This window comes from Citrobacter sp. CF971 (assembly GCF_006385635.1).
Taxonomy (GTDB): domain Bacteria; phylum Pseudomonadota; class Gammaproteobacteria; order Enterobacterales; family Enterobacteriaceae; genus Citrobacter; species Citrobacter freundii.
In genome coordinates this window covers 3,447,080-3,463,229 of sequence record NZ_CP041051.1, presented here as the reverse complement: position 1 = coordinate 3,463,229, position 16,150 = coordinate 3,447,080, and the positions used below count along the sequence as shown (strand labels likewise).

General features: G+C 54.2%; 19 protein-coding genes. 15 read left to right on the top strand and 4 right to left on the bottom strand.

Features of this window, described 5'->3' with window-relative positions; all coding sequences use genetic code 11:
* Window positions 1–7 precede the first annotated feature (7 nt).
* From eutL to eutR, 3 genes are read left to right on the top strand one after another with little or no spacing between them, the layout of a single operon-like run.
* Window positions 8–667, top strand: coding sequence for an ethanolamine utilization microcompartment protein EutL (gene eutL / locus E6P06_RS20405; protein ID WP_003838537.1), 660 nt, complete (start codon window positions 8–10; stop codon window positions 665–667).
* Window positions 668–678: 11 nt separating this feature from the next.
* On the top strand, window positions 679–1,224 hold the full coding sequence (locus tag E6P06_RS20400; protein ID WP_139935644.1) for an ethanolamine utilization microcompartment protein EutK: 546 nt from the start codon (window positions 679–681) through the stop codon (window positions 1,222–1,224).
* 48 nt (window positions 1,225–1,272) lie between these two features.
* Window positions 1,273–2,325, top strand: a complete 1,053-nt coding sequence (gene eutR / locus E6P06_RS20395) for an HTH-type transcriptional regulator EutR (protein WP_003038041.1) — start codon at window positions 1,273–1,275, stop codon at window positions 2,323–2,325.
* 122 nt (window positions 2,326–2,447) lie between these two features.
* Here the strand turns inward: eutR and hemF are convergent, their stop codons facing one another.
* The gene (gene hemF, locus E6P06_RS20390; protein ID WP_139935643.1) at window positions 2,448–3,347 is read right to left on the bottom strand and encodes an oxygen-dependent coproporphyrinogen oxidase; all 900 of its coding nucleotides are present in this window, start codon (window positions 3,345–3,347) and stop codon (window positions 2,448–2,450) included.
* Between the two features lie 2 nt (window positions 3,348–3,349).
* Complete coding sequence (amiA, locus tag E6P06_RS20385; RefSeq protein WP_003038046.1) at window positions 3,350–4,219, bottom strand: N-acetylmuramoyl-L-alanine amidase AmiA; 870 nt, start codon at window positions 4,217–4,219, stop codon at window positions 3,350–3,352.
* A gap of 210 nt (window positions 4,220–4,429) precedes the next feature.
* On the opposite strand from amiA, the gene E6P06_RS20380 reads away from it, so the two are divergent.
* From E6P06_RS20380 to cysM, 10 genes are all read left to right on the top strand, one after another.
* On the top strand, window positions 4,430–4,855 hold the full coding sequence (locus tag E6P06_RS20380) for a GNAT family acetyltransferase (protein WP_003038048.1): 426 nt from the start codon (window positions 4,430–4,432) through the stop codon (window positions 4,853–4,855).
* On the top strand, window positions 4,842–5,291 hold the full coding sequence (locus tag E6P06_RS20375) for a DUF2919 domain-containing protein (protein WP_003038050.1): 450 nt from the start codon (window positions 4,842–4,844) through the stop codon (window positions 5,289–5,291). The genes E6P06_RS20380 and E6P06_RS20375 overlap by 14 nt, the downstream gene beginning before the upstream one ends.
* Before the next feature lie 59 nt (window positions 5,292–5,350).
* Entirely contained in the window at window positions 5,351–5,926 is a 576-nt protein-coding gene (locus E6P06_RS20370) for an RpoE-regulated lipoprotein (protein WP_016150735.1), read from the top strand.
* Between the two features lie 93 nt (window positions 5,927–6,019).
* Window positions 6,020–6,919, top strand: a complete 900-nt coding sequence (gene yfeX / locus E6P06_RS20365; protein ID WP_003838547.1) for a porphyrinogen peroxidase — start codon at window positions 6,020–6,022, stop codon at window positions 6,917–6,919.
* 172 nt (window positions 6,920–7,091) lie between these two features.
* Window positions 7,092–7,883: an SDR family oxidoreductase UcpA gene (ucpA, locus tag E6P06_RS20360; RefSeq protein ID WP_003038057.1), complete on the top strand. Its 792-nt coding sequence runs from the start codon at window positions 7,092–7,094 to the stop codon at window positions 7,881–7,883.
* Window positions 7,884–8,040: 157 nt separating this feature from the next.
* Complete coding sequence (cysP, locus tag E6P06_RS20355; RefSeq protein ID WP_003038059.1) at window positions 8,041–9,057, top strand: thiosulfate/sulfate ABC transporter substrate-binding protein CysP; 1,017 nt, start codon at window positions 8,041–8,043, stop codon at window positions 9,055–9,057.
* Window positions 9,058–9,891 (top strand): sulfate/thiosulfate ABC transporter permease CysT, encoded by an 834-nt coding sequence (cysT, locus tag E6P06_RS20350; protein ID WP_003038061.1) that lies wholly within the window; start codon window positions 9,058–9,060, stop codon window positions 9,889–9,891.
* Complete coding sequence (cysW, locus tag E6P06_RS20345) at window positions 9,891–10,766, top strand: sulfate/thiosulfate ABC transporter permease CysW (protein WP_003038064.1); 876 nt, start codon at window positions 9,891–9,893, stop codon at window positions 10,764–10,766. The genes cysT and cysW overlap by 1 nt, the downstream gene beginning before the upstream one ends.
* Window positions 10,756–11,853: a sulfate/thiosulfate ABC transporter ATP-binding protein CysA gene (gene cysA / locus E6P06_RS20340; RefSeq protein WP_003038066.1), complete on the top strand. Its 1,098-nt coding sequence runs from the start codon at window positions 10,756–10,758 to the stop codon at window positions 11,851–11,853. The genes cysW and cysA overlap by 11 nt, the downstream gene beginning before the upstream one ends.
* Window positions 11,854–11,920: 67 nt before the next feature.
* Window positions 11,921–12,832 carry a cysteine synthase CysM gene (gene cysM, locus E6P06_RS20335; protein ID WP_086529450.1) on the top strand — a complete coding sequence of 304 codons (912 nt, stop codon included), beginning with the start codon at window positions 11,921–11,923 and terminating at the stop codon, window positions 12,830–12,832.
* 91 nt (window positions 12,833–12,923) lie between these two features.
* On the opposite strand, the gene E6P06_RS20330 is transcribed toward cysM, so the two are convergent.
* Both E6P06_RS20330 and ptsJ read right to left on the bottom strand, forming a co-directional pair.
* A complete protein-coding gene (locus E6P06_RS20330; RefSeq protein ID WP_032937821.1) occupies window positions 12,924–13,640 on the bottom strand; it encodes a type 1 glutamine amidotransferase in 717 nt (238 codons plus the stop codon).
* Between the two features lie 13 nt (window positions 13,641–13,653).
* The gene (ptsJ, locus tag E6P06_RS20325; RefSeq protein ID WP_139935642.1) at window positions 13,654–14,946 is read right to left on the bottom strand and encodes a transcriptional regulator PtsJ; all 1,293 of its coding nucleotides are present in this window, start codon (window positions 14,944–14,946) and stop codon (window positions 13,654–13,656) included.
* An 82-nt stretch (window positions 14,947–15,028) separates the two neighbouring features.
* On the opposite strand from ptsJ, the gene pdxK reads away from it, so the two are divergent.
* On the top strand, window positions 15,029–15,895 hold the full coding sequence (pdxK, locus tag E6P06_RS20320; RefSeq protein ID WP_139935641.1) for a pyridoxine/pyridoxal/pyridoxamine kinase: 867 nt from the start codon (window positions 15,029–15,031) through the stop codon (window positions 15,893–15,895).
* Window positions 15,892–16,131 (top strand): hypothetical protein, encoded by a 240-nt coding sequence (locus E6P06_RS20315; RefSeq protein ID WP_003038077.1) that lies wholly within the window; start codon window positions 15,892–15,894, stop codon window positions 16,129–16,131. Before pdxK ends, E6P06_RS20315 begins: the two co-directional genes overlap by 4 nt.
* Window positions 16,132–16,150 lie beyond the last annotated feature (19 nt).

The window sequence follows — 16,150 nt, the reverse complement described above, 5'->3', positions numbered from 1 at the left end:
AGGCATCATGCCAGCATTAGATTTGATTAGACCTTCAGTCACCGCGATGCGTGTGATTGCCTCGGTAAATGACGGTTTTGCCCGCGAACTTAAATTACCGCCACATATACGTAGCCTCGGACTCATCACAGCAGACTCTGATGACGTGGCGTATATTGCCGCAGATGAAGCGACAAAACAGGCGATGGTGGAAGTGGTTTATGGCCGCTCGCTGTATGCCGGTGCGGCGCACAGTCCCTCTCCAACCTCGGGCGAAGTGCTGATTATGCTCGGTGGACCAAACCCGGCCGAAGTTCGCGCGGGTCTGGACGCGATGGTGGCCAATATTGAAAGCGGTGCGGCATTCCAGTGGGCGAATGACGCAGAAGATACCGCCTTCCTGGCGCATGTGGTTTCGCGTACCGGTTCGTATCTTTCCGCGACCGCGGGATGCCGACTGGGCGATCCGATGGCGTATCTGGTAGCACCGCCGCTGGAAGCGACATTTGGTATTGATGCCGCGCTGAAATCTGCCGATGTACAACTGGTAACCTATGTACCACCGCCGTCAGAAACCAACTATTCAGCAGCGTTTTTGACCGGTAGCCAGGCCGCTTGTAAAGCCGCATGTAACGCCTTTGCCGATGCCGTTCTGGATATTGCCCGTAATCCAATCCAGCGCGCGTAAGAGAGGTAGTGATGATCAATGCACTGGGATTACTGGAAGTGGATGGCATGGTGGCTGCCGTGGACGCGGCCGATGCCATGCTGAAAGCCGCGAATGTGCGCCTGCTTAGCCACGAAGTGCTCGATCCTGGTCGGCTGACGCTGGTGGTGGAAGGCGATCTGGCGGCATGCCGAGCAGCGCTGGATGCTGGCAGTGCAGCTGCAGCGCGTACAGGCCGTGTTATCAGCCGTAAGGAAATAGGCCGGCCGGACGATGACACCCAGTGGCTGATCGGCGGTTTTAAACGCCAGCCGAAGAAACCTGAACCGAAGAAACCAGAACAGAAGCCTGAAGTGAAGTCAGATGTGGCCCCAGAGAAGACGCAGGAAGCACCTGTGTCATCTGAATCCTCTGGTGAATTGCTGGCGCTGTTAACATCGGTCCGTCAAGGAATGACGGCAGGGGAAGTGGCTGCCCACTTTGGCTGGTCACTTGATGAAGCCAGAAATGCGCTGGAACAGCTCTTTTCTGACGGAGCGTTGCGTAAACGCAGTAGTCGCTATCGCTTAAAAAATTAACCTGTCGGAGGGCCGGGGGCTTCGTTGAAGCTTCCGGCTTAAAAGATCATGAAAAAGAACCGTACTGCAAACTTGCACCATCTTTATCATGAAGTATTACCCGAAGACGTTAAATTGACGCCGAAAGTGGAAGTGGACAACGTTCACCAACGGCGAACAACGGATGTGTATGAGCACGCGCTGACGATTACAGCCTGGCAGCAGATCTACGACCAGCTGCATCCGGGAAAATTTCATGGCGAGTTCACGGAAATCCTGCTCGATGATATTCAGGTGTTCCGTGAATACACCGGACTGGCGCTGCGTCAGTCATGCCTTGTCTGGCCAAACTCATTTTGGTTTGGCATTCCGGCCACGCGCGGCGAGCAGGGATTTATTGGTACTCAGTGTTTGGGTAACGCTGAAATTGCCACCCGCCCAGGCGGGACGGAGTTTGAACTAAGTACGCCGGATGACTACACCATTCTGGGTGTCGTCATTTCTGAAGAGGCCATTGCTCGTCAGGCCAACTTCCTGCATAACCCGGAAAGGGTGTTGCATATGCTGCGCAACCAGTCGGCGCTGGAAGTGAAAGAACAACACAAAGCCGCGCTATGGGGCTTTGTGCAGCAGGCGCTGGCGACGTTTAGCGAAAACCCGGAAAACCTTCGCCAACCTGCGGTACGCAAAGTGTTGGGCGATAACCTGCTGCTGGCGATGGGGACTATGCTGGAAGAAGCGCAGCCGATTATGACTGCGGAGAGCATCAGCCATCAGAGCTATCGTCGCTTGCTGTCGCGTGCGCGCGAATATGTGCTGGAAAATATGTCAGAGCCGCTGACTGTGCTCGACTTATGCAATCAACTGCACGTTAGCCGCCGGACGTTGCAAAACGCCTTTCACGCGATCCTCGGTATTGGCCCGAATGCCTGGTTGAAACGTATTCGCCTGAACGCCGTGCGCCGTGAGTTGATAAGCCCGTGGTCGCAGAGTGCGACGGTGAAAGACGCCGCCATGCAGTGGGGATTCTGGCATTTAGGGCAGTTTGCTACCGACTACCAGCAACTGTTTGCGGAGAAACCGTCGTTGACGCTGCATCAGCGTATGCGCCAGTGGGCGTGATGGTATAGCTTGAGTAGGCCTGATAAGGCGTTAGCCGCCATCAGGCAATTGTGCTTGCTACGCTGCCGGATGGCGACGCCTTGCGTCTTATCCGGCCTACGAATTGTGTCGCTATCAGGCCATTACACCCAGTCGCGGACCTGAATAAACTCGCTAAGGGCGGCTTCCGGGCTGTTCGCTTCTGGCTGCCAGTCATACTCCCAGCGTACCAGCGGCGGCATCGACATCAGAATCGATTCCGTGCGCCCGCCGGTTTGCAAACCAAATAATGTGCCGCGATCCCACACCAGGTTAAATTCCACATAGCGTCCGCGACGATAAAGCTGAAAATTGCGTTCACGCTCGCCCCAGCTCATTGCTTTGCGGCGCTCGACGATGGGCAAATACGCCTCGGTATAACCCTTTCCAACAGCCTGCATAAAGGCGAAGCAGTGGTCGAAATCTGGCGTATTCAAATCATCGAAGAACAGCCCGCCAATGCCGCGCTGCTCGTTACGGTGCTTGAGGAAGAAGTAGTCATCGCACCACTTTTTGTAACGGGGATAAACATCTTCGCCGAACGGCTGGCATAGATCCCGCGCCGTGCGGTGCCAGTGAACTGCATCCTCATCAAAGCCGTAGTAGGGCGTTAAGTCAAAGCCGCCGCCAAACCACCACACCGGGTCGGCGCCCGGTTTCTCCGCGATAAAAAAACGTACGTTGGCATGGCTGGTCGGAATGTAAGGATTCTGCGGATGCACCACCAACGAGACGCCCATCGCTTCAAAGCTACGCCCGGCAAGCTCCGGGCGATGCGCAGTAGCCGAGGCCGGCATTGCATCGCCATGGACATGAGAGAAGTTGACGCCTGCTTGCTCGAAAATACCGCCGTTACGCAACACTCGACTGCGCCCGCCGCCGCCCGCTTCGCGTTGCCAGTTATCCTCAACAAATTCGGTGCCGTCTACGGTGGATAACTGCTGACAAATCTCATCCTGCAGGCTGAGCAGGAACTGTTTTACGCGTTGTACATCGGGCTTCATGGTTAACGTTTCTTCGAGTGTGCTTTCTGGTTATCAAACCAGTGGAAATAGCTGATGATGCCATTGGCGATAGCGGTGGCGATTTTCTGACGAAACGCAGCCGTCCCCAGTAATCGTTCTTCTTCCGGGTTGGTGATGAACGAGGTTTCGACCAGGACCGACGGAATTGAAGGTGATTTTAGCACCACGAAGGCGGCTTGTTCCGTGCTGCGACTGTGCAGACGGTGTACCGGCTTGATCTTCTTAAGAATATGCGAGCCTAACGTCAGGCTGTTTTTTATAGTGTCAGTTTGCACCAGATCGAACAGCACCTGCTGCAACAAATGATCTTTGTCGGTGGCCTTCTTCCCGGCGACTTCATCGGCCCGGTTTTCACGATCGGACAAATATTTCGCCATGGCGCTACTGGCACCGCGATTGGATAAGGCAAAGACCGAAGCACCCGCAGCGCTCGGATTGGTAAAACCGTCGGCGTGGATCGACATGAAAAGATCGGCGCCATGTTTGTGGGCGATCTCGACGCGATCGTAGAGCGGAATAAACGTATCGCCGGAGCGGGTCAGGCGTGCATCAATCCCCTGGTTGCGTAGGATCGAGCGCACGTTTTTGGCAATCGCCAGCACCACGTGCTTTTCTTTCGAGCCGTTGCGACCAATTGCACCGGTATCAATCCCGCCGTGCCCCGGATCAAGAACAACAACACGCTTAGCGCCTGATTTTTTCGCTTTCGGTTTGCTGTGTCCATTACTGGTCTTTAACGCTTCTTCTTTAGCGATGGCTTGCGACATGCCTGACAGCGTCAGGGCGGCCAGCCCGGCTTTCAGCACCTGGCGGCGCGATGTGAGTGTTTTTAGTGGTTTAAAAGTGCTCATACGGCCTGAGTTGTAAAAAAGGTTCTAAACGTTATATCGTATCGCGTAGTCCGTTGCGACGGATCGAGATAAGAATTGTTTTACTTTTCATTTCAATACGTGACAATTCCGTATTATGCCATTTTTTCCGCCGCTTCGCGTCAGATATTGGCTAAATCAGCCGTTCGCGCCATAATCGCTTTTTAACGTCCTGAAAAGGTAACCAATACCATGGAAATACGCGTTTTTCGCCAGGAAGATTTCGAAGAGGTGATCACCCTCTGGGAGCGTTGTGATTTGCTGCGTCCATGGAACGACCCTGAAATGGACATCGAACGTAAAGTCAATCATGACGTCAGCTTATTCCTCGTCGCTGAAGTGAACGGTGAGGTGGTCGGTACGGTGATGGGCGGATACGACGGGCACCGCGGTTCCGCCTATTACCTGGGCGTGCATCCTGAGTTTCGCGGTCGCGGTATCGCTAATGCGCTACTCAACCGGTTGGAGAAAAAGCTCATTGCCCGCGGTTGCCCGAAGATTCAAATCATGGTGCGTGACGATAACGATGTCGTCCAGGGCATGTATGAACGTCTGGGCTATGAACATGCGGATGTACTCAATCTGGGCAAGCGTTTGATTGAAGATGAAGAGTACTGAGTTTCATCCGGCCGACTATGACGGTCATGGGCGTCTGCGCCTGCCTTTTCTCTTCTGGTGCGTACTGTTGTTACAGGCACGCACCTGGGTTTTGTTTGTGATAGCCGGTTCTTCTCGTGAGCAGGGCAACACGTTGCTGAATCTGTTTTATCCCGATCATGACGCATTCTGGCTGGGTTTGCTCCCCGGCGTTCCCGCCGTGTTGGCGTTTTTACTCAGCGGGCGACGCTTTGCGTTTCCGGTAATCTGGCGCTGGCTGCGCGGATTATTGATTCTCGCTCAACTGGTGCTGCTGTGCTGGCAGCCGGTGATGTGGCTGACAGGCGATCCGCTCAACGGTGTCGGGCTGGCGCTGCTGGTGGCGGATATCGTCGCACTGATCTGGCTGTTAACCAATCAACGTCTGCGCGCCTGTTTTTCCCTTGAGAAAGAATAACGGCACTTTTTGGGGAAACCGGACTCCAAGCAACGTTGATAAATAAGGAAGGAAGTGAAATGAAATCACTGCGTTTGACTTTATGCGCGATGCCGCTGCTACTGGCCGGGTGTTCAACGTTGTCCTCGGTGAACTGGTCTGCCGCTAATCCGTGGAACTGGTTTGGTTCTTCAACGCAGGTCACAGAGCAGGGCGTCGGAGCGTTAACGGGCGCGACACCGCTGGATGAAAAAGCCATTGCTGATGCGCTGGACGGTGATTACCGCCTGCGTAGCGGGATGAAGACTGATAACGGAAATGTGGTGCGCTTCTATGAAGCGATGAAAGACGACAAGCTGGCGATAGTCATCAATGGCAGCCAGGGAACCATTAGTCGTATTGATGTGTTAGACCACGATATTTCGTCAGTCGCGGGTGTCGAAATCGGTACACCGTTTAGCGACCTTTACACTAAAGCTTTCGGTAATTGCCAAAAGGCAACCGGCGATGACAGCGCGGGCGTTGAGTGTAAAGCTGAAGGAAGTCAACATATTAGCTATATTTTTTCCGGTGAATGGAGCGGGCCTGAGGATATAATGCCGTCTGACGACACGCTGAAAGCGTGGAAAGTAAGCAAAATTATCTGGCGGCGTTAATTTGCGTCTGAACAAATCGGCTTGTTAAAAAAACAGGTAGAATAGCGCCCATCAATGCCACGATGTCGTGGCATCTTTTTTTCAGGAGGAACAATGTCTCAGGTTCAGAGTGGCATTTTGCCAGAACATTGCCGTGCGGCGATTTGGATTGAAGCCAATGTTAAAGGCGACGTTGAGGCCCTGCGTGCGGCCAGCAAAACCTTCGCCGATAAGCTGGCGACCTTTGAAGCTAAGTTCCCGGATGCGCATCTGGGCGCGGTTGTCGCTTTTGGCAACAACACCTGGCGTGCATTGAGCGGCGGCGTCGGTGCTGAAGAGTTAAAAGACTTTATCCCTTATGGTAAAGGTCTGGCACCAGCAACCCAATATGACGTGTTGATCCATATTCTCTCTTTGCGTCATGACGTGAATTTCTCCGTTGCGCAGGCGGCAATGGAAGCATTTGGCGACTGTATTGAAGTCAAAGAAGAAATCCACGGTTTCCGTTGGGTCGAAGAGCGCGATCTCAGCGGCTTTGTTGACGGTACGGAAAACCCGGCAGGCGAAGAAACGCGCCGTGAAGTCGCCGTTATCAAAGATGGTGTGGATGCCGGTGGCAGCTATGTGTTTGTGCAGCGTTGGGAACATAACCTGAAGCAGCTTAATCGCATGAGCATCCATGACCAGGAAATGATGATTGGCCGCACCAAGGAAGCCAACGAAGAGATCGACGGTGATGACCGTCCGGTCACCTCTCACCTGAGCCGTGTTGACCTCAAAGAAGACGGTAAAGGGCTGAAAATTGTACGCCAGAGCCTGCCATACGGCACTGCCAGCGGCACGCATGGTCTCTATTTCTGCGCCTACTGCGCCCGTCTGCACAACATTGAACAACAGTTGCTGAGCATGTTTGGTGACACCGACGGTAAGCGTGATGCAATGCTGCGCTTCACCAAACCGGTAACCGGCGGCTATTACTTTGCACCGTCGCTGGACCGTTTAATGGCGCTGTAATGGCGATCTGATCCTGTTATCGGCCACGAAATAGACATCCCCGCATCGTCGGGGATTTTTTTTACCTGAGATTAACCTGATTTAGTGAGCTATTCCTCAGCACTAATTTGTTATTGCTGTATCTTCTGCGTGAATGAAGCGAAGGCTTCATATTCAAAAGGAGAATATTGAAATGGGAAAACTCACGGGCAAAACAGCATTGATTACGGGCGCATCTCAGGGTATTGGCGAGGGTATCGCCAGAACGTTTGCCCGCCATGGTGCGAACTTAATTCTGCTGGATATCTCCGATGAGATTGAAAAACTGGCGGATGAGTTGGCTGGGCGAGGGCACCGTTGCACAGCCGTTCACGCTGACGTCAGAGATTTTGCGTCGGTCAAGGAAGCGGTGATGCGCGCGAAGCAGATTGAAGGCAAAATCGATATTCTGGTGAACAATGCCGGCGTATGCCGCCTCGGCAACTTCCTTGATATGAGCGATGAAGATCGCGATTTCCACATTGATATCAACATTAAAGGCGTCTGGAATGTGACGAAAGCCGTTCTGCCGGAGATGATTGCGCGCAAAGACGGGCGCATCGTGATGATGTCATCGGTGACCGGCGATATGGTTGCCGACCCGGGCGAAACGGCCTACGCACTGTCGAAAGCCGCAATCATCGGTTTGACCAAATCCCTGGCGGTAGAATATGCGCAGTCAGGCATTCGCGTTAATGCCATTTGCCCAGGCTACGTTCGTACGCCGATGGCGGAAAGCATTGCGCGTCAATCTAACCCGGAAGATCCTGAATCCGTTTTAGTCGAAATGGCGAAAGCGATCCCGATGCGTCGTCTGGCCTGTCCGCTTGAGGTCGGTGAACTGGCGGCGTTCCTGGCCTCGGATGAGTCCAGTTACTTAACTGGCACGCAAAACGTGATTGATGGCGGTAGCACCCTGCCTGAAAGCGTTAGCGTCGGCGTCTGATTGATGCCGGTCTCCTCCTCACTCGGTGTGGGGAGGGATTCTCTTATTCTCTTTTCAACTTTCAAATCATCAAACGGTATATAAAACCGTTACTCCTTTAGCACTGGTTATAAATATGATGACCATAAGAAAGTCATTAAATTTATAAGGGTGCGCAATGGCCGTTAACTTACTGAAAAAAAGAACACTGACGCTGGCAGCCATGCTGTTGCTGGTGGGGCAGGCGCAGGCAACGGAACTGCTGAACAGTTCATACGATGTTTCCCGTGAGCTTTTTGCCGCCCTTAATCCGCCGTTTGAACAGCAATGGGCGAAGGATAACGGCGGTGACAAACTGACGATTAAACAATCTCATGCCGGGTCATCAAAACAGGCGCTGGCGATTCTGCAGGGGCTGAAAGCCGATGTGGTGACCTATAACCAGGTCACCGACGTGCAGATCCTGCATGACAAAGGCAAACTGATCCCTGCCGACTGGCAAAGCCGCCTGCCGAATAACAGCTCGCCGTTCTATTCCACCATGGGTTTCCTGGTGCGTAAGGGGAACCCGAAAAACATTCATGACTGGAATGACCTTGTGCGTTCTGATGTGAAACTGATTTTCCCGAACCCAAAAACCTCCGGTAACGCGCGCTATACCTATCTGGCGGCGTGGGGTGCTGCGGATAAAGCTGACGGTGGTGATAAAACCAAAACCGAACAGTTCATGACCCAGTTTCTGAAAAACGTCGAAGTGTTTGATACCGGCGGTCGCGGTGCTACCACCACCTTTGCAGAGCGCGGTCTGGGCGATGTGCTGATCAGCTTCGAATCAGAAGTGAACAACATTCGTAAACAGTATGAAGCGCAGGGTTTTGAAGTGGTTATCCCGAAAACCAATATCCTCGCCGAATTCCCGGTGGCCTGGGTAGATAAAAATGTGCAAGCCAACGGTACTGAAAAAGCAGCTAAAGCGTACCTGACCTGGCTGTACAGCCCGCAGGCGCAAACCATTATTACCGATTTCTACTACCGCGTGAATAACCCGCAGGTGATGGACAAACAGCAAGATAAATTCCCGCAGACCGAATTGTTCCGTGTGGAAGATAAGTTTGGTTCGTGGCCTGAAGTGATGAAAACACACTTTGTCAGCGGTGGAGAGCTGGACAAACTGCTGGCGGCGGGGCGTAAGTAAATGTTTGCTGTTTCTTCCCGACGCGTGCTGCCCGGCTTCACTTTAAGCCTGGGCACAAGCTTACTGTTTGTCTGCCTGATATTGCTGCTGCCGCTGAGCGCGCTGGTGATGCAACTGGCGCAAATGAGCTGGGCGCAATACTGGGATGTGATTACCAATCCGCAGGTGGTGGCGGCTTATAAAGTGACGCTGCTGTCGGCGTTTGTGGCGTCGATTTTTAACGGCGTGTTCGGTTTGCTGATGGCGTGGATCTTAACCCGCTATCGCTTTCCGGGCCGTACGCTGTTGGATGCACTGATGGATCTGCCGTTTGCGCTGCCTACAGCGGTGGCGGGTCTGACGCTGGCGTCGCTGTTTTCGGTTAATGGCTTCTACGGCGAGTGGCTGGCGAAGCTGGATATCAAGGTGACCTACACCTGGCTTGGTATCGCGGTGGCGATGGCGTTTACCAGCATTCCGTTTGTGGTGCGTACCGTCCAGCCGGTGCTGGAAGAATTAGGTCCCGAATATGAAGAAGCCGCAGAAACGCTCGGTGCTACGCGCTGGCAGAGTTTCCGTAAAGTGGTGCTGCCGGAGCTGTCCCCCGCGCTGGTGGCGGGCGTTGCGCTTTCGTTTACCCGAAGCCTCGGTGAGTTTGGCGCGGTTATCTTTATCGCTGGGAACATCGCATGGAAAACGGAAGTAACCTCGCTGATGATTTTTGTTCGCTTGCAGGAGTTTGACTACCCGGCCGCCAGCGCGATTGCTTCTGTGATCCTCGGGGCTTCGTTGTTGCTGCTGTTTTCAATTAACACCCTGCAAAGTCGCTTTGGTCGACGTGTGGTAGGTCACTGATGGCAGACATTACCCAATTGAAACGCTATGGCGCACCCCGCATCAACTGGGGTAAATGGTTTCTGATCGGCACGGGCATGCTGGTCTCCGCGTTTATTTTGCTGGTGCCGATGATTTACATCTTCGTGCAGGCGTTCAGCAAGGGATTAATGCCGGTATTACAGAACCTGGCAGACCCGGACATGCTGCATGCCATCTGGCTGACGGTGCTGATTGCGCTGATTGCGGTGCCGGTGAACCTGGTGTTTGGTGTGTTGCTGGCCTGGCTGGTGACCCGTTTTAACTTCCCAGGACGCCAACTTCTGCTGACGTTACTGGATATTCCGTTTGCCGTCTCGCCGGTGGTTGCCGGCCTGGTGTATCTGCTGTTTTACGGCTCTAACGGTCCGCTGGGTGGATGGCTGGATGAGCATAATCTGCAAATTATGTTTGCCTGGCCGGGGATGGTGCTGGTGACGGTATTCGTGACCTGTCCGTTTGTGGTGCGCGAGTTGGTGCCGGTGATGTTAAGCCAGGGTAGTAATGAAGATGAAGCGGCTGTGTTGCTGGGCGCGTCCGGCTGGCAGATGTTCCGCCGCGTTACGCTGCCGAATATTCGTTGGGCGCTGCTGTACGGCGTGGTGTTGACCAACGCCCGTGCGATTGGCGAGTTTGGCGCGGTGTCGGTGGTATCCGGCTCGATTCGCGGCGAAACCCTATCGCTACCGCTACAAATTGAATTACTGGAGCAGGACTACAACACGGTCGGCTCTTTTACCGCCGCGGCGCTATTAACGCTGATGGCGATTATTACCCTGTTTTTGAAGAGCATGTTGCAATGGCGTCTGGAGAACCAGGAGAAACGCGCGCAGCAGGAGGAAAATCATGAGCATTGAGATTGCCAATATTAAGAAGTCTTTTGGTCGCACCCAGGTGCTGAACGATATCTCGCTGGATATTCCTTCAGGTCAGATGGTCGCGCTGTTGGGGCCATCCGGCTCGGGCAAAACCACGCTGCTGCGCATTATTGCCGGGCTGGAGCATCAGTCCAGCGGGCATATCCGTTTTCACGGCACCGACGTCAGTCGTTTGCATGCTCGCGACCGTAAAGTGGGATTCGTATTCCAGCACTATGCGCTGTTTCGTCATATGACCGTTTTCGACAATATCGCGTTTGGTCTGACGGTCCTGCCACGGCGTGAGCGCCCGAATGCGGCGGCCATCAAAGCAAAAGTCACCAAACTGCTGGAGATGGTTCAATTGGCTCATCTGGCGGACCGCTTCCCAGCGCAGCTTTCTGGTGGGCAAAAGCAGCGTGTGGCGTTGGCGCGTGCGCTGGCGGTAGAGCCGCAGATCCTGCTGCTCGACGAGCCGTTTGGCGCGCTCGATGCGCAGGTACGTAAAGAACTGCGTCGTTGGCTGCGTCAGCTGCATGAAGAGCTGAAGTTCACCAGCGTGTTTGTTACCCACGACCAGGAAGAAGCGACGGAAGTTGCCGATCGCGTGGTAGTGATGAGTCAGGGTCATATCGAGCAGGCCGATGCGCCCGATCAGGTATGGCGCGAACCAGCTACCCGTTTTGTGCTGGAATTTATGGGCGAGGTTAACCGCCTACAAGGAACGATTCGCGGTGGACAATTCCACGTGGGCGCACACCGCTGGCCGCTGGGTTATACGCCTGGTTATCAGGGACCGGTGGATTTGTTTCTGCGTCCGTGGGAAGTGGACGTCAGCCGTCGTACCAGCCTGGATTCGCCGTTGCCGGTACAGGTACTGGAAGCCAGCCCGAAAGGACACTACACCCAATTAGTTGTGCAACCGCTGGGGTGGTATAACGAACCGCTGACGGTCATCATGCAGGGCGATGATTCCCCAAGCCGCGGCGAGCGGCTGTTTGTCGGGCTGCAAAATGCGCGTCTGTATAACGGCGACCAGCGCATTGAAACGCGTGAAGAGGAACTTGCTCTGGCGCAAAGTGCCTGATAGGTTAAAAAGTATGTTTATCGCCCGGTAAGCGCTGCGCCCCCGGGCTTTTTTACGAGCTCAAAACGTGAACACATTAGAACAAACAATTGGCAATACGCCTCTGGTGAAACTACAACGTCTGGCGCCGGATAACGGCAGTGAAATTTGGGTCAAGCTGGAAGGGAATAATCCCGCGGGTTCGGTGAAAGACCGGGCTGCGCTGTCGATGATTGTCGAAGCGGAAAAACGTGGAGAAATTAAGCCTGGTGATGTGCTGATCGAGGCTACCAGCGGTAATACCGGAATTGCTCTGGCAATGATCGCCGCGCTGAAGGGCTACCGCATGAAGCTGCTGATGCCAGACAACATGAGCCAGGAGCGCCGAGCGGCGATGCGTGCTTACGGGGCTGAACTGGTTCTGGTGACCAAAGAGCAGGGGATGGAAGGCGCGCGTGACTTAGCTCTTGAAATGGCGCAGCGCGGAGAAGGTAAACTTCTCGACCAATTTAATAATCCGGATAACCCGTACGCGCATTACACCACCACCGGACCGGAAATCTGGCAGCAGACGTCAGGTCGTATTACCCACTTTGTCTCCAGTATGGGAACAACAGGCACCATTACCGGTGTGTCGCGTTTTCTGCGTGAGCAAGAAAAAGCGGTTACCATCGTTGGCCTGCAGCCGGAAGAGGGCAGTAGTATTCCGGGAATTCGCCGCTGGCCTGCGGAATATATGCCGGGCATTTTTAACGCCTCGCTGGTGGATGAGGTATTGGATATTCTTCAGAACGATGCGGAAAACACCATGCGCGCGCTGGCGGTGAAAGAGGGTGTATTCTGCGGCGTTAGTTCCGGCGGCGCGGTAGCCGGAGCGATTCGCGTGGCCGAACAAAATCCGGGAGCGGTGGTGGTGGCGATCATCTGCGATCGCGGCGATCGCTACCTTTCAACCGGCGTGTTTGGCGAAGAGCACTTTAACCAGGGATCAGGGATTTAGTTTGTAGGCCTGATAAGCATAGCGCCATCAGGCAAACGTACGGCACGATCGCCGGATGACGACGTAAAGCGTCTTATCCGGCCTGCCATAATCAATCGTTACGTTTTTCCACAAGCTTATCAAGGAATTGCCACAGCTTCTCATTCATCTGCTGATAATCCCATGCGCGCATCTCTTCAACGGAGCGGATGAAGCGCTTGCCTTTAGCTTCCGCCAGTTCTTGTTCGGAGTGTTGAATAAGCCCTTCTATAGCATCAGCCGTAAATTCCATATGGCACTGAAAACCATAGACGAAATTACCGTATTGTACGATTTGTCGCGGGCAGCCCTCGCTTGTGGCGAGAATTGTCGCCTGGTCGGTTAATCCAGGCATATCGTTGTGCCAGTGACCGACGGTAAGCGGTGAACCAAAATGGCTGAACAACGGATGCTGTTGGCCTGCTTCGGTCAGGGTGATCGGGTAGTGACCAATCTCTTTTTCCGGACTCTGGCACACCTTCGCACCCAGCGCTTCGCCGATTAACTGTGAACCCAGGCAGATCCCCACCACAATTTTACGTGCCGCAATCGCCTGATTGATCAGATGCTGCTCGGCCTGAGAATCAAAGTACGGACACTCTGCCAGCGTGGTTCGTGGTGACTGCGGACCGCCAAACACCACCAACATATCGAAGCCATCCGCGTTCGCAGGGACCGTTTCCCCGGCGTAAACGTGCGACCAGGTGATGGTATAGCCGCGTGATTCAGCCCACGGCAGATACGCGCCAGCAGATTCAAAAGACTCATGAATAACAAAATGAACTCGCACTTTTTCTCTCCTGTTAGCGCTTTAGCGCCTGATGGATATCAGTCGCCAGCTTATCAATGTCGCTGTCTGATAATGTTGACAGCGTAATGCGCAGGCCGTGCGCAGGCGTATTGACACCAAACACTTCGCCTTCGCGTACCAGCCAGCCGGACTTTGCCAGCGCAAAAGCGATCGCCTGGCTGTTATCTTCCAGCGGTAGCCACATATTCAGACCGTCACCAACGGGCAACTCAATGCCATGTCGCCGCAGAGCTGCCGTCAACTTTTGCTGCTGGGCGGCGTAAAATTGCTGAGTTTGCGCCAGCGTGTGTTGGTAAGTCTCGTCATTCAGGCAGGCGCAGGCCAAATCCTGCAGCAGATGGCTGACCCACTGACTGCCGGAGTTAAGCCTTAAACGTAGCTTCCCTGAAGTGAGCGGATCGCTGGCCACAATGGCCAGGCGTAAATCTGGTCCTAACGTTTTTGACATCGAGCGGACAACCGCCCAGTGCGTGGTTTCCTTCGCAATCACCGGATACCAGCGGCAAGCAGATAGCAGCGCAAAGTGGTCGTCGACAATCACCAGCGTCTGCGGATAGCGGGCCAGAATTTCCTGCAATTGCGCCGCGCGTGAGGCGCTCAGGCTGCATCCTGTCGGGTTATGCGCGCGCGGTGTCAGAATTACTGCCCGCGCGCCTTTCTGTAGCGCGAGTTCCAGCTGGTCCGGCAGCATGCCTTCGCGGTCAACGCTGGCCGGGTTTGCTGAGAATCCGGCATAGCGCAGCATGTTGATGCTGCTTAAAAAGCATGGATCTTCTACGACAACGCTATCACCAGGCAGCAAATGGGCGCACAGTAGCCGTTCGATAGCATCAATGGCACCGCTGGTAATATCAATTTCCCCTTTGCCGGGCATTGCATTTTGTATCCATTCTGATGCCCACGCCTTAAGTCCAGGTGACACAGCGGCATCGCCGTACAAGCGCGGACTCTTATTTATCTTCGCAAAATAATTACTCAGGTCAGGAAGTCGCGAGGGCGCTGGATTACCGCCGGAAAGATCGATAAGCGGGGTATCCGGATTACCACCTTCCAGTGCTACGGGGGCAGTAATCCCCTTAATCACCGTACCGTTGCGTCCCAGGCTCTGTGCCAACCCGGAGGTGACCAGGCGTTTGTAAGCCGCCGCGACAGTATTGCGGTTCACGTTTAATTCCGTTGCCAGTTCCCGCACTGGCGGTAACGTTTCTCCCACTGCCAGCGTGCCTGTAGTGACATGTTGACGGATACTGTCAAAAATTTCGTTAGCGGTTTTTCCGTCGATCATTATTGACCTATGACAAAATGAATTTTAGCATATGACGATAATAGTGAGGCGTAGTCCCGCTGTCCAGCGAGAGGAGAAATTTATGGAGCAGGAGAGTGATATCCAGTCAGTGCTCTTCGACGACACGCATCGGGCGTTACAGACCGATATCGTCGCCGTTCAGTCACAGGTGGTTTATGGCAGCGTAGGTAACAGCATCGCCGTCCCGGCCATTAAAGCGCAGGGATTACGCGTGACGGCAGTACCTACGGTGCTGTTCAGTAATACCCCGCATTATGAAACCTTCTACGGCGGCGTTATTCCAGCAGACTGGTTTAGCGGTTATCTCCGCGCCTTAAACGAGCGTGATGCCTTGCGCGAGCTAAAGGCGGTGACGACAGGTTACATGGGCAGCGCGGAACAAATCGCCTTGCTGGCACAGTGGCTGAAAACCGTTCTGACCACGCATCCGGACCTGTGCATTTTGGTCGACCCCGTGATTGGCGATACGGATAGCGGTATGTATGTTAAAGCCGAAATTCCGGAGGCTTATCGTCAGCACCTGCTGCCGCTGGCTCAGGGGCTGACTCCAAATGTGTTCGAGCTGCAAATGCTGAGCGGAAAGCCGTGTCGTACGCTTGATGAAGCCATTACGGCGGCACAATCACTGCTCACCGACACCCTGAAATGGGTAGTGATCACCAGTGCGCCGGGGGAGACGGAAGAGATTATTCATGTTGCGGTGGTGACGGCTGAAACGGTTGAGGTGTTAGCTCATCCGCGAGTGAAAACGGATCTGAAGGGGACTGGCGATCTGTTCTGTGCCGAGCTGGTGAGCAGCCTTGTGATGGGGAAAGCGCTGACGACCGCGACGCACGATGCTGCACAGCGGGTGCTGGATGTGATGACGTGGACGCACCAGTGCGGTTGTGATGAATTAATTCTGCCACCGGCAGGGGAGGCGCGATGAAGAGTTACCGGCTGGTAGTTCGCCAGAATGGGCGTATGGTTGGACACTTTGATACCTGCGGGACAGCGGCGCTGGAAGATATCTGCGTGGCGCGGGCTATGTTCGGCATTGCGGGTGGTTACGACTGTGAGTTGTTAGTGGCGGATTCGGAACGACGGATGCTGGAGAGCGGGCCGGAAGGGATGAAGATCCTGATGCGCGAGGCGTGTTATCGCCCGGTGACTGCACACATTTAATGGCGGATGAAGTGTATAA